This is a genomic window from Psychromonas aquimarina ATCC BAA-1526 (assembly GCF_000428725.1).
GTDB classification, from domain to species: domain Bacteria; phylum Pseudomonadota; class Gammaproteobacteria; order Enterobacterales; family Psychromonadaceae; genus Psychromonas; species Psychromonas aquimarina.
Window position 1 is genome coordinate 1 of the sequence record NZ_AUAM01000026.1, and the last position, 14,100, is coordinate 14,100.

The window sequence follows — 14,100 nt, forward strand, 5'->3', positions numbered from 1 at the left end:
TTTGTTCCTTACGGCGCAACATTCCTGATGTTTATGGAATACGCACGTAACGGTTTACGTATGTCTGCATTAATGAAGCAGCGTGCTATTCAGGTATTTACTCATGACTCAATCGGTCTGGGTGAAGACGGCCCTACTCACCAGCCGGTAGAGCAGATTGCCAGCCTGCGTTTAACGCCGAATATGAACACATGGCGCCCATGTGACAGTGTTGAGTCTGCGGTTTCATGGAAATCTGCAATCGAACGCACTGACGGTCCGACATCACTTATCTTCAGCCGTCAAAACCTTAAACCGCAGCCGCGTGATGCACAGCAGCTGAGCGATGTTGCTAAAGGTGGTTACATCTTACTAGACAGTGAAAATGCACCTGAAATCATCTTAATTGCAACGGGCTCTGAAGTTGAATTAGCAGTACAGGCACACGCTGAACTGACAGCCCAGGGTAAAGCAGTACGTGTAGTTTCTATTCCTTGTACAGATGTTTTCGAAAAACAAAGCGCACAGTACAAAGAATCTGTATTACCTTCAGCAGTTACTAAGCGTGTTGCCATTGAAGCGGGTATTGCTGATTACTGGTACAAATATGTAGGCCTGAACGGCAAAGTTATCGGCATGACAACATTTGGTGAATCAGCACCGGCTGAGCAGTTATTTGAAATGTTCGGTTTCACAGTTGAAAATGTCGTTGACGCGGCTAATAGTTTATAAACCTTAAAAATAACAGCAGACGAGACACTGAGGTCATTTTCCTTAGTTTGTTAACTGGTCTGCTGTAACCACAATTTAATCAAAGGAGTTTTACAATGTCAGATGTATTTCACTTAGGCTTAACCAAAAAAATGTTAGACGGCGCAAGCTTAGCAATCGTACCGGGCGATCCGGAGCGTGTTAAAAAAATTGCTGAATTAATGGAAGATGCAACTTTCCTTGCAAGTCACCGCGAATACACCAGCTACCTAGCTTACATCGACGGTAAAGCAGTAGTTATCTGTTCAACAGGTATTGGTGGTCCGTCTACTTCTATTGCAGTAGAAGAGCTGGCACAGTTAGGCGTAACAACTTTCTTACGCGTTGGTACAACGGGTGCTATCCAGTCTCACGTAAATGTTGGTGATGTTATTGTAACTCAGGCATCTGTACGTCTTGACGGTGCAAGCCTGCACTTTGCACCAATGGAATTCCCAGCGGCGGCTAACTTTGACTGTACAACTGCAATGGTAGCGGCTTGTCGTGATGCAGGTGTTGAACCTCACGTTGGTATTACAGCTTCTTCTGATACTTTCTACCCGGGTCAGGAGCGTTACGATACAGTAACAGGCCGTATCACTCGTCAGTTTAAAGGTTCTATGCAGGAGTGGCAGGATCTTGGTGTACTTAACTACGAGATGGAATCAGCTACACTGTTCACCATGTGTGCATCACAGGGCTGGCGTGCTGCATGTGTTGCCGGCGTTATTGTAAACCGTACTCAGCAGGAGATTCCTGATGAAGCGACAATGAAGAAAACTGAAGTTAGTGCTATTTCAATTGTTGTTGACGCGGCTAAAAAATTACTAGTTTAATCCTTTAGAACCTCTCCTTTTAAAGGATAAAGAACCACCTGCGGGTGGTTCTTTTATATCTGCTCCATAATACTTTTCTCAATTTATCCCCTGAAACTTTATTTTTCTACCCTCCCAACAGCAGCCCTTTTTGTTTAACTCTCAGGTTTAAAAACGTTACAATGTTTTTTTACTATTAACTGATTGAGTTTATGAGCCAACCAATAATTTGTCGTGTCGCGCTGCCTGTTCCACTGCATAAACAGTTCGATTATCTGCTGCCTGATTACCTGTTAAAAACAGAGGCAAACAGCTTGATCGGCTGCCGCGTACGTGTGCCTTTCGGCGGCAAAAGACAGATGGTCGGCGTGATTTGTGAAGTTAATCCACACTGTGATTACGCAGTTGATAAATTAAAAACGATCAGCCGTCTGATTGATCAGCAGCCCCTGTTAAACGAAAAAGTCTGGTCACTGCTGCGCTGGGCCTCTTTTTATTATCTTCACCCTTTTGGTGATGTCTTTCAGCAGGCTATTCCAACTCTATTACGCCAGGGTAAAGAAACAGCTTTTAAAGGCAGTGAACACTGGCAGTTAAGCAGCACTGATTTTAATTTGGATGATTTTAAACGTGCTAAAAAACAGCATGAGGTTTTGTCTCTGCTGCACAACTCCTGCTTATCAACTCAAGCGCTTAAAGATCAAGGGATCAGCCGTCCTACTCTCAAGGCACTGCAGGATAAAGGAATAATCGAAGCCGTAGAACTGCAGCCCAGTATAAATACAAACTGGTCAGATTCATTTTCAGAAAATAGCCAAAAGCCGAATTTAACCCCGGAGCAGGCTATTGCTATCAGCGCAGTTAATCAGCAGGCGGATAAATTCAAATGCTTTTTATTAGAAGGGATCACCGGCAGCGGCAAAACCGAAGTTTATCTCAATATCATTAAACCTGTATTACAGGCCGGCAGACAGGCCCTGATAATAGTACCGGAGATAGGCCTGACACCGCAGACAGTGAAACGCTTTCAGGCGCGCTTTAATGTGCCCGTTTACCTCAAGCATTCTGCTTTAAATTCTCGGGAGCAGCTGGATACCTGGTTACATGCCAGACAAGGCAGCGGCGCTATTATCATAGGCACACGCAGTACGGTGTTTTCCGACTTTAAAAATCTCGGCATTATTATTCTAGATGAAGAGCACGATGCCTCTTTTAAGCAGCAGGATGGTTTCCGCTACCATGCCCGTGATTTTGCAATTAAACGTGCTTCATTAGAAAAAATTCCCGTTGTATTAGGCACTGCAACTCCTTCTCTGGAAACGCTGCATAATGCATTACAGGGGAAATACCAGCATCTGCATCTTACCGAACGCGCCGGTAATGCCAGACCACCGGCCAGCAGCTTAATTAACCTCGCCGGTCTGCCGCTGAAATCCGGCTTATCACCGCAGTTAATTGAGCTGATGCATAAACACCTGGCCAGAAACAACCAGGTCATTTTATTTTTAAACCGGCGTGGCTATGCCCCGGTTTTAATGTGTCATGAGTGCGGCTGGTTAGTAAAATGTCAGCGCTGCGACGCCTTTTATACTTATCATAAATCAGCCAATTATCTGCACTGTCACCACTGCACTTCGACCCTGCCTATCCCTAGACAGTGTAATGACTGCGGTTCAACACAGTTAATCTCCACCGGAGTCGGTACAGAACAGTTAGAAGAAACGCTTAATGAGCTTTTTCCCGAGCATCCCGTTGTCCGTATTGACCGCGATAATACCCGTAAAAAAGAGAGTTTTAACCAGTATCTAAGCGATATTAATAACGGTAAATACAAAATTCTGCTGGGTACGCAGATGTTAGCAAAGGGTCATCACTTTCCCGATGTAACTTTAGCTGCATTAATTGATGTTGACGGTGCTCTGTTCTGCAATGACTACCGTGCCAGTGAACGCTTAGCCCAGCTGTTTACCCAGGTCGCCGGGCGTGCCGGACGTGAAGAGAAAAAAGGGCAGGTAGTATTACAGACGCATCACCCGGAGCACAGTTTATTACAGGATCTGGTTAATAACGGTTATCTGGAATTTTCACGCAGTGCCCTGCAGGAGCGCGCATTAGCTCAGCTGCCTCCCTGTTCTTTCCAGGCTTTATTTCGCGCAGAATCCGATAACGCCACATTAGCGGAAAGCTTTTTAGCTTTATGTAAACAGATACTCATGCAGATAAGTGAGAATAATAAAACCACGCAGCGGATCTTAATTTTAGGACCCATTCCTGCGTCAATGGAGCGCCGGGCCGGCAAGTACCGTTTTCAGCTGTTAATACAAAGTGATCAGCGCAGCTTGATTACAAAAACCTTAAATCAGGCATTACACAAGTTAGATGCGCTTCCGGAAGGCCGTAAAGTGCGCTGGTCAATTGACGTGGATCCGATCGACTTTGTTTAACTCTTACAATAAATATTTCACCTCACTGTCAGACAGGGCCTGGCAGCGGGGTAAAAATAACAACAGCTATTTATTTAGTGATTTCCAGGTTTTAAAACCGCCACTTAAGTTTTTCACTTTATAACCTAAATTGGTCAATAAGCGCGCTGCAACATGACCACGTAATCCTACCTGGCAGTAAATTAAGATCTCCTTACTCTTATCAAGCTTCGCTAAATTAGCACGCAGATCATCCACCGGAATGTTAATTGCGCCATGGATCATGCCCATATTATCAACTTCATTTTCGCTGCGTACATCCACCAGCATCTGTTTGTCAGAAAGTGACTCAAGCTCTTCACTATGGAAAATAACTTCGTTCCCCTTCATTACATTCGATGCCACCAGGCCGGCCTGGTTAACCACATCACGCGCAGAGCCGAACGGAGGGGCATAACAAAGCTCAAGATCCTGCAGATCATAAACAGTTAAAGCGGCGCGCTGCGCAACAGAGATAACATCGATACGCTTATCAACACCGTCTTTACCCACCGCCTGCGCACCTAAAATCAAACCGTTATTCGGATCAAACAGCAGCTTTAAAGTCACCGGATGTGCGCCGGGGTAATAACCCGCATGGCTGGCCGCATGCACATAGACTTTTTCATAGGGCATTGCTTTACGCTGCAGTGATTTTTCATTTAACCCTGTCGATGCAACTGCTAAATCAAACACTTTACAAATTGCCGTGCCCTGTGTTTTTTTGTAGGTCTCGGCGGCGCCAAAGATATTATTAGCAGCCAGGCGCCCCTGGCGATTAGCCGGCCCAGCTAGAGGTGCCAGCATCGCCTCACCCGTTACAAATTCAGGATCTTCAATAACGTCACCCACCGCAAAAACAGCATCATCACTAGTCTGCATAAATTCATTTACTTTTATGCCTCCTAATTCACCAATCTCTAAACCAGCCTTAACAGCTAAAGATGTTTCCGGCTTTACCCCTACCGCCATAATTAACAGGTTTGTTTCCAGTGTAGAGCCGTCATTAAGTGTTAATATTAATGATTTATCAGCGGGAGCGCTGGGGGCGACTTCCTGCAGTGTTTTGCCTAATTTTAATTCCACTTTATGCTGCTGCAGCTCTTCATGCAGGACAGCGGCAATTTCCATATCAACGGGTGCCATCACTTGCGGTGCTAGTTCCACTAAAGTGACCTTGATATTACGCTGACGCAGTGCTTCGGCCATCTCTAAACCGATAAATCCGCCGCCGCATACCGTGGCATGCTCAGGTTTATTAACTTCAATAGAGCTGATAATGGCATCCATATCCGGTACATTACGCAGTGTATGGGTTAAATGGTTATGTATGCCCGAAATGGGAGGAACAAAGGGGCCTGCGCCGGGACTTAAAAGCAGCGCATCATATGATTCTGTATAAGTCCGCTCAGCAGCGGTATCTCTAACTGTGACTGTTTTAGCTTGTTTATCGATGGCCGTTACTTCATTATGCACACGCACATCAACATTAAAACGTTTTTTAAAACTTTCCGGTGTCTGCAGTAATAACGCCTCTCTTAACTCGATTTCCCCCCCGATATGATAGGGCAGGCCGCAGTTGGCAAACGAAATATTAGGACCTCGTTCAAACATAATAATTTCAGCCTGTTCATCTAAGCGGCGAGCCCTGGCTGCCGCCGATGCACCGCCGGCAACGCCGCCGATAATTAATACTTTTTTAGCCATTGTTTACTCCGAAATTTTTTATATTTATACAAAACTGCAGCACAAACCTATGCAGCCTTAAGATTAAGCTCTGAAATCATAATAAACACTCAAATTAGAAATGTCTAATTTATATTTCTCTAAATTATTATTTGCTAATACAAAAATCTTAGGTACACTTCTGGTTAATGATAAAAGGAGTCACAATGAAAAATAAATTAGCACTGATACATGAGAAAGCCGGCGAAGTTAGCGAAATACTTAAGCTAATGGCCCATAAAGACCGCATGGTGGTGTTATGTCTGTTATCCGATGGTGAAATGAGCGTCACCGAATTACGCGAACATACCCAGTTAAGTCAGTCGGCATTCTCACAGCATTTAGGCGTTTTAAGAAAAAATGAGCTTGTGACAGTCAGAAAAGAATCACAGCAGGTTTTTTACTCAATTGCAGATCCGCGGGTCAGTTTGTTATTAAGCGCACTGCAGCAGGCTTTTTGTCCTGATGAATAGGCACATTAGACTTATTAACTGGAGGTAGAGATGGAGAATTTTTCCCCCTGGTCAGCATTAGCAGGCGGTGCTCTGCTGGGCCTGTCGGCAGCGGTTCTTATGCTGTTTTCTGGAAAGGTAGCCGGTATCAGCGGCATTATCAGTGGCTTATTCACCAGGCAGAAAAATGAATTCAGCTGGCGTTTAGCTTTTCTTACGGGCATGGCATTAAGCCTGTTTATTCTGCAGCCTTTTTCTATCGATCTTCCCGAACTTATCAAACAGCCTGTTATTTCTATTATAGCAGCCGGTTTTCTGGTTGGATTCGGTACGCGTTTAGGTAACGGCTGTACCAGTGGTCACGGCATCATAGGCTTAGGACGTTTTTCAAAACGTTCAATAACCGCAACAGTGATTTTTATGGCGGCGGCGGTTATTGTTGTTTTCATCCGCAGCCGTTTAGGAGTTTTATAATGTTTACAATTATTGTCGGACTTATCTGCGGCCTTTTATTCGGATCCGGTATGATCATATCGGGCATGGTAGATCCAGCCAAGGTAACCGCTTTTTTGAATATAAGCGGAGACTGGGATCCTAGTCTTATGTTTGTTATGGGTGGCGCACTTGCCGTGTTTACACCAATTTATCATCTTGTAATAAAAAAACGCGGCCGGGCACTCAATGGAGAAAAATTCAGCTGGGCATCCAATACACAAGTGGACGGCACATTAATAGCCGGAGCTGCCGTTTTCGGTATCGGCTGGGGACTGGCCGGTTTTTGTCCCGGTCCGGTTATGGCCAGTCTTGGCGGAGGATCCTTAACTATTTTTATTTTTCTTGCCAGTATGTTAACCGGTACAGCGGCCGCTAGACACTATCTGCGCGGTGCTTTTCCCCTGCCTTTTCTAGGGCGATATAAAAGCAGCAGTTCAGCTTAAAGAGGCAGCTAATTTACTGTGATTATGTGATATGCGCTGTCACAGCAGTATACCGCAGCCGGCCGGATCGTCATTAAAACAGAACAGGTTTCTTCCCTGCTCTTTTGCCTGATACAAAGCACTGTCGGCACGCTTTATGAGCATTTCTCCAGGTTCATCAACAGCTCTGACAGCACCGCCGATACTTATCGTCAAAGGGCGTCCCGGCAGCAGATCTCCCCAGTCAGCTGATTCAATACAGTCGCGTAAACGTTCCGCCAGCAGAGAAACCTTTAACACTGAGGTTTCGCTAAGCAGCACCAGAAACTCCTCCCCGCCATAGCGCATCACACTGTCTATTTTACGCACCTCCTGCAGCAGTAATGACGCTAAGCGCTTTAAAACCAGATCACCGACCTGATGTGAAAAATTGTCATTAACTGTTTTAAAATAGTCCGCATCAATTAATAATGCAGCATAAATTCCAGTCCGGTTGTTCAGCTCCGTCTCTAACCAGCGGCGGTTAAATACCTGTGTTAAAGGATCCGTAAATGCGTCCTGCTGCAGGCGCTCAACAAGTGTAAAATGCCCTTCAACCTTCTGCTTTAAATGCATATTCTCCTGTTGAGTACACTGAATGGTAAGCAGACGCTCCATTTTTTCTAATTTTTGCGAACAGTTACAATTGAGATTACCAACAGATATTTTATTTATTAATAACAGATGCAGCTGATGTGCTTTCTGCTCACTGTGCAGAGCTTTATCAAAATCATCAATAGCGGCATAAGCCCCGCTTAATGCTTCATGGATACTTAACTCTAATGAATGACTGCCTCTTCCGGCACTATTAGCCAGAAGCATTGCTAATAAGCGGATCCCTTTTAATGCATTATCAGAAGCAACAAAACACCAGCCTAACTCCAGCTGGATCATGTTTCTAACCCGGTTTTCCAGCCCCTTGGCCGCCAGCTCCTTTGCCAGGCGGATAGCGGCTAAAGCTTCGCGCAGATTACCTTTTTTGCGCTGAATCATTGCCTGATATAAATGACTAAGTGCCTTATATTCAGTAACTTCTGAGATAACATTATTATGCTTACAGTCATCCAGGTATGTCTGCGCTTTATCTAATTTATGCACAGAGATACAGCTGGCTATAAGATGAAAGTCCAGTCTTGCGTGAACATCTGCACAGCTCACTCCCTGCGCAAGAGATTTACCTTTATCAAAATATTTAAGTGCGCCGCTGTGATCACCGATAATCTGCAGCTGCCGGCCTATCCCCAGCAGAGCCTCTATGAAATAGTTAACATCACCTGACTCCGCACTATAAGCTCCAACCTTTAACCAGCCTTCGGCAGCTTCCTGATACAACTCCGTATCATGCTGGCGGTTACTCAATTCGGTTAAAATCTGTAATTTATCAAGGCTGTGAGCATTTACAGAAAAGCTGCCGCCGCCGTGATCTGCGACCGGTAAACTTTCTTCATCTTCACCTAAGTCTGTAAGAATTTCAGATAAAAGAAACTCTCCGCGCAGCCTTTCCCTGTCCCTCTGAGCTTTCTCATCAATAAACTGGCGGCATAAAAACAGCGCACGATTAGCCTGCTGTTCCTGCACCTCCTGACGGACAGGTTGTAAGAGTGATGCGGTTTTCATAAGTTACAGCCCTCTTTGTTGTCTAAATAACTTAAAAAGTCTGCCGGATAAAAATGCTTTACTATATGTGTGTGATTGTTTTCATCGTCTCTCCACCACGGGAAAGCAGCTAACATAGCTGTTAATGAATCGCACATTTTAGACTGCTGCCCGTCTTCCAGCTGAAACAAAATAGCCAGACAACTGTTTTTAAAACGGGTTATCACCTCATGACGACGGCATAAAGTATGCGCAAAAGGAAAAAAATCGATCAGATCTTTATCATTATTGAGTTCAAAAACGAATACATGGAAGTTTTTCTGGTACGAAGCCCGCTCACAGGAATACAGCCAGATTGAAGGCTCACGAAAAGCAGCAAACCCGCTTTCGCTGGCATCAAAGGCTTCCGCCTCTAAACGCTCTATTAAATGGCGGGCTTTATTATTTAACACTTCGACTGTTAAATTACACTTATCTTTACCTAAGGCAATACTCTGTCCCTGTAAGAATTTAACTTCATATTTACGGTATTTTTTATAATATCGAAGTGCGCACTCGCTCTGTAATAAATGCTCTTCCAGCTCAAAACGCAGCCTGTATAACTTCGCCAGCAGCTCAAACTGATTAAAACGTAAAGCAGTACTTTCTGCTGTATCTAACAGCTGACGTGCTTTATCAAAGCGCAGCTGCTCAACCGCCACCTGCGCAGCGCAGATCGGCGCAGAAGTTTCCAGCCAGTTTTTTCTACCGGAGGATGCAATGCTCGATGCCTCATACGCTGCCAGTTCAGCTTCACTCAAGCGCCCTAAATTCAACAGTGCCTGGCCTTTTAACTCCTGTATCTGCGCGTGCCAGGCAAGATCATGACACCCCTGCAGAAAAAATGCAGCTTTATCTAACACTTCTAACATTAAAGAATACTGCTCGAGAGAGCATAGAGCGGAGGCTAATAGAATTGCGCTTTTGCCTGCCAGAAAGTTAAGTTCAAACTGTTCAGCTAAAGTCATAGCTAAAGACAGTGCAGAATAAGAAAGCTCACTTTCCTGGTTAATAGACCAGATGTTGGCAACACCAATTAACGATTCGATCTGTATCGACATCTGGTTATGGACCAGCGACTTTTCCATCGCCATATTCCAGAAATTATGTGCAGAACGAAAACGAGCTAAGCCCCAGTACTGCAGAGCATAGATATGATAAAGCTCAGCTAAGTATTGAGCTTCAAATTCTGGAAGTAATAACTGCTCCGCACGCTCGCACAGGCGCAGACCTTTTTTATACTGCATTAAATGCCAGGAAATACGCGCCAGCTGCATGGTAGCAAGCAGCTGTGCACAGCCGTCTCCCAGCTTTTCAGCTTTAGAGCATGCTTCCAGTATTTTTTTCTCTGCCTGCTGCGGCTTCTCCACAATTAAGTTTTCGAGATTCAGCAAAACCAGTACGATATCGGACTGCAGATCAATAACCATTCTATCCTTAGCCAGGTTAATAATATTCACAGTCAACCTATCACAACAAGATGAACCATTGGTAATAATTTCCTGATTATTTGATCAATACTTGAAGCGAGGCTGCATTTATAAATATATAGGGCAGAAAATCAGGCTGTAATAAAAACAGCAGGAATTGAAAAAGCATAAACGGGAAAGCCCCTGTGCCGAACGGCACAGGGAAAGCGGCGATGCTGAAGGGATTATTTACTATAGGCGCCGCACATCAGATACATCTTTTAACTGTTTTAACTTAGTCAGTAATTTACCTATTTCATCACTGTTATAAACTTCTAAATTCATATCAATAATCGCAGACTGATTTTTAATATTAGTCATACTGTTAACCCCTAATAAATTTACTTTTTCATTAGATAACAGGGTGGTAATATCTTTTAATAAGCCGCTGCGGTCACTTGCCTCAAGACGCAGGGTTAATGTATAACCCGAAGAGTGTGCATCTCCCCAGGCAGCTTCAATAATACGTTCAGGATGTGCATCACGCAGATCAGCAAGCTGCTCACACTCCTGGCGATGTACTGAAATTCCCCTTCCCTGAGTAATATAACCTTCAATAGGCTCTCCGGGAATCGGCTGACAGCAGCGCGCAATACTGTGCATTAAATTTCCAACCCCGTCGATAATAATATTATTACCCGTCGATTTAGGGGTAAAACTTTTTTTACGTTTCTCTAATGCTTCAAGCGCAGCTAAATCCTGCTGTTCTAATGTCTGCTGGTGATAGTGATTATCTAAAAAGTGTACCAGCTGATTGATACGCAGATCACCATTACCGATTCCGGCAAAAATATCATCGTCCGTGCCGACATTAAAACGCTCAATAGCCGGTGTCACATCGCTGAGTTTTAATTTTACTTTGCTCAGCTCAACCTCTAAGAGCTCGCGTCCGGCCTGTACATTTTTATCCCTGTCCTGTTTTCTGAACCAGGTCGCAACCTTATGTCTTGCCCGAGGCGCATGAATATAACCAAGATTAGGATTGAGCCAGTCGCGGCTCGGATTAGGCTCTTTCTGAGTTAGAATTTCAACCTGATCACCGGTCTGCAGCTGATAGGTAAAAGGCACAATATGGCTGCCTATTTTTGCACCAATACAGCGGTGCCCGACCTGGCTGTGAATATAATAAGCAAAATCCAGGGGCGTTGCTCCCGCCGGCAGGTCGATAACTTCACCTTTCGGGGTGAAAACATAAACCCTGTCATCAAATACCTGACTGCGGATTTCATCAACCACATTTTCATTGTCGGTAATATCCTCCTGCCAGGCGAGAAGTTTACGCAGCCAGGCAATTTTCTCTTCATAACCGCCCGAGGCTTTACCACCGGCACTGCCCTCTTTGTATTTCCAGTGGGCGGCCACGCCGAGTTCAGCATCGTCATGCATCTGCTGGGTACGAATCTGCACTTCTATCGCTTTACCTTCAGCACCGAGCACCACAGTATGAATCGACTGGTAACCGTTTGCTTTCGGATTGGCAATATAATCATCAAACTCACTGGGAATATGGCGCCATTGAGTATGAATAGCACCTAAGGCGGCATAACAGTCCTGCAGCTGTTCAACAACAACTCGTACTGCGCGCACATCATAAAGCTCTTCAAACTGAAGATCTTTTTTATCCATTTTACGGAAAATACTATAGATATGCTTAGGACGTCCGTAGGCCGTTCCGTGTACGTGCATCTCTTTTAGAGAATGTTTTACATTATCAACAAAATCCTGAATATAGTTTTCACGGTCAATGCGTTTTTCATCAAGCTGTTTGGCAATTTTTTTGTAAACTTCCGGCTGCAGATACCTGAATGAAAGATCTTCCAGTTCCCACTTTAACTGACCGATACCGAGACGGTTAGCAAGCGGCGCATAAATTGAGGATATTTCACGAGCCACTAGTACCCGCTTCTCTTCATCGGCATATTTAACCTGACGTAAATAACAGATCCGTTCAGCAAGCTTGATAACCACAGCACGCACATCTTCAACCATGGCTAATAACATATGACGCAGATTATCTACCTGAGCGGCGCTGCTTTTTGAAGGCCCCTGATTCTGCAGCGCACGAATACCTTCCATATCCGCAGCGCCTTTAACCAGTTTAGCAATGCGCTTGACCCACAGCTCATCAACCTGCTCCTGAGTTAATATCTTATGATCCAGAAGAGGGAATATCAGGGCCGCATTCAGGGTATCCATATCCATATTCAGTGTTACCAGAATCTCAACCATTTCTGTGCCCAGCTCTAACAGCGGCAGCTGCTCCGGCTGGACACACAAAGCAATTATTTTTTCATAATTATTTAATAAAACTTTCTGATCCGAACCACTCAGGCCAAGCGTGGTCACCCATTTATGCGGATCTTTTTGTGCTGTTTGATAAAAATGCGTATCTCGAACTGAAACCATTAAACTAACTCCGAAATAAAGAAAACACGATATTCTGAATAATTATTTTACACGGACAAACAGAGCCATAGACTCCATATGTCCGGTCTGTGGAAACATATCTAATAAACCTAACTTAAGCAGCTTATATCCCTGTTCAAGCAGCTGCTGACTATCCCGTGCTAAAGTTACCGGATCACAAGAAACATAAACAATATGAGACGGTTTCTGCGAAACAATAAAAGCCATGCAGTCAAATGCTCCGGCGCGGGCAGGATCCAGTAAGACTTTATTAAACGTCCGGGCAGCCCACTCCTGTTTTGCCAGGTTATCTGCACTTAAATCTGCCTGGTAGAAACTGGCATTCGTTATCTTATTTAAAGATGCATTCTCAGCGGCACGGTCAACCATCTTCTGTATGCCTTCAACCCCGACAACAGAGGCGGCTTTTGCAGCAATCGGCAGGGTAAAATTACCTAAACCGCAGAAAAGATCTAAAACATGATCGTCTTTGTTTACAGCAAGCCAGTTAAGCGCCTGCGAGACCATTTTCTGATTAACTTTACTGTTTACCTGTAAAAAGTCCGTCGGGCTGAATGTCAGTCTGCAGTCCCACTCAGCAAGCTGATAACTCAACTCTTCCTGTCCGGCCAGACAAACACATGAATTAGTCGATGCCTGTGCGAAAAAGTTCACTTGACGGCTTTCGGAAAACTGTTCAATTAACTGCAGGTCGCTTTGCGGCAGCGCTTTTAAATGGCGCAGTAAAACCACTACGCCCTGCTCAGCATACATTAATTCAATATGACCTAAATCGGCTTTACTATGCAGAGAATTCAGCAGCGCCTTTAAAGGTAAAATCAGCAGTTCTAATTCCGGCTGTAAAACCGGACAGACTTTCTGATCAATCAGAGAATTACTCTGCGCACGGCGGAAGCCCATCTCTAACTTTTTAGTTTTTTTATTATACTGCAGACCAAAACGGGCGGTGCGCCGGTATGCCCATTCCTGATCCGTAACGGGATCTTCAAGCTGCATTGGCGCCTGTCCGGCAAAACGTTTAAATAAAGCCGTTAAACCTGCCGATTTTATATTTATCTGCTCGATATGATCTACATGCTGCAGATGACAGCCGCCGCACTCTTGATAATGAGGGCAGGCTGGTTTTATGCGCTTTTCACTGCTTTCAATAATTTTTTTAAGCACACCTTTGCTGTAGCGTTTTTTACTTTCTATTATCTGAATATCCAGCAGTTCACCGCTAAGTGCACCGTCAATGAAAAGAGGTTTATCTTGAAAGAATGCCATGCCGCGGCCCTGATGGTCCAGTTTTTCAATTTTGACATTTTTTAGAATACGGTTTTTTGCACTATTTGTGCGTGATGCTTTAAAGAACTGAGCCATAAGTTATTCACAGGTGAAGTTAGCTATGCCATGATAGCGGTACCCTATTGGGCATATATATTTATCGA

General features: G+C 44.4%; 11 protein-coding genes. 6 read left to right on the forward strand and 5 right to left on the reverse strand.

Annotation, left to right across the window (positions count from 1 at the left end; translation table 11 throughout):
• The 3 genes from G337_RS0111030 to priA form a co-directional block, all read left to right on the forward strand.
• Positions 1 to 711, forward strand: a 711-nt coding sequence (locus G337_RS0111030; protein WP_028863934.1) for a transketolase-like TK C-terminal-containing protein, incomplete at its 5' end; no start/stop codon positions are given.
• 95 nt (positions 712 to 806) lie between these two features.
• Positions 807 to 1,565, forward strand: a complete 759-nt coding sequence (udp, locus tag G337_RS0111035; RefSeq protein ID WP_028863935.1) for a uridine phosphorylase — start codon at positions 807 to 809, stop codon at positions 1,563 to 1,565.
• 191 nt (positions 1,566 to 1,756) lie between these two features.
• Positions 1,757 to 3,988, forward strand: a complete 2,232-nt coding sequence (priA, locus tag G337_RS0111040) for a primosomal protein N' (RefSeq protein ID WP_028863936.1) — start codon at positions 1,757 to 1,759, stop codon at positions 3,986 to 3,988.
• Positions 3,989 to 4,054: 66 nt separating this feature from the next.
• On the opposite strand, the gene G337_RS0111045 is transcribed toward priA, so the two are convergent.
• A complete protein-coding gene (locus G337_RS0111045; protein ID WP_028863937.1) occupies positions 4,055 to 5,713 on the reverse strand; it encodes an FAD-dependent oxidoreductase in 1,659 nt (552 codons plus the stop codon).
• Between the two features lie 185 nt (positions 5,714 to 5,898).
• Between G337_RS0111045 and G337_RS0111050 the strand changes: the two genes are divergently transcribed.
• From G337_RS0111050 to G337_RS26085, 3 genes are read left to right on the forward strand one after another with little or no spacing between them, the layout of a single operon-like run.
• On the forward strand, positions 5,899 to 6,204 hold the full coding sequence (locus G337_RS0111050; protein ID WP_028863938.1) for an ArsR/SmtB family transcription factor: 306 nt from the start codon (positions 5,899 to 5,901) through the stop codon (positions 6,202 to 6,204).
• Positions 6,205 to 6,234: 30 nt separating this feature from the next.
• On the forward strand, positions 6,235 to 6,657 hold the full coding sequence (locus tag G337_RS0111055) for a YeeE/YedE family protein (RefSeq protein WP_028863939.1): 423 nt from the start codon (positions 6,235 to 6,237) through the stop codon (positions 6,655 to 6,657).
• A complete protein-coding gene (locus G337_RS26085; RefSeq protein ID WP_051303174.1) occupies positions 6,657 to 7,121 on the forward strand; it encodes a YeeE/YedE family protein in 465 nt (154 codons plus the stop codon). The genes G337_RS0111055 and G337_RS26085 overlap by 1 nt, the downstream gene beginning before the upstream one ends.
• 39 nt (positions 7,122 to 7,160) lie before the next feature.
• Here the strand turns inward: G337_RS26085 and G337_RS0111065 are convergent, their stop codons facing one another.
• The 4 genes from G337_RS0111065 to rlmD form a co-directional block, all read right to left on the reverse strand.
• On the reverse strand, positions 7,161 to 8,756 hold the full coding sequence (locus G337_RS0111065) for a GGDEF domain-containing protein (RefSeq protein ID WP_028863940.1): 1,596 nt from the start codon (positions 8,754 to 8,756) through the stop codon (positions 7,161 to 7,163).
• Entirely contained in the window at positions 8,753 to 10,234 is a 1,482-nt protein-coding gene (locus G337_RS0111070) for a hypothetical protein (protein WP_157619282.1), read from the reverse strand. Before G337_RS0111070 ends, G337_RS0111065 begins: the two co-directional genes overlap by 4 nt.
• 201 nt (positions 10,235 to 10,435) lie before the next feature.
• Positions 10,436 to 12,649 carry a GTP diphosphokinase gene (gene relA, locus G337_RS0111075; RefSeq protein ID WP_028863942.1) on the reverse strand — a complete coding sequence of 738 codons (2,214 nt, stop codon included), beginning with the start codon at positions 12,647 to 12,649 and terminating at the stop codon, positions 10,436 to 10,438.
• 42 nt (positions 12,650 to 12,691) lie between these two features.
• Positions 12,692 to 14,032: a 23S rRNA (uracil(1939)-C(5))-methyltransferase RlmD gene (gene rlmD, locus G337_RS0111080; protein ID WP_028863943.1), complete on the reverse strand. Its 1,341-nt coding sequence runs from the start codon at positions 14,030 to 14,032 to the stop codon at positions 12,692 to 12,694.
• Positions 14,033 to 14,100: the final 68 nt, after the last annotated feature.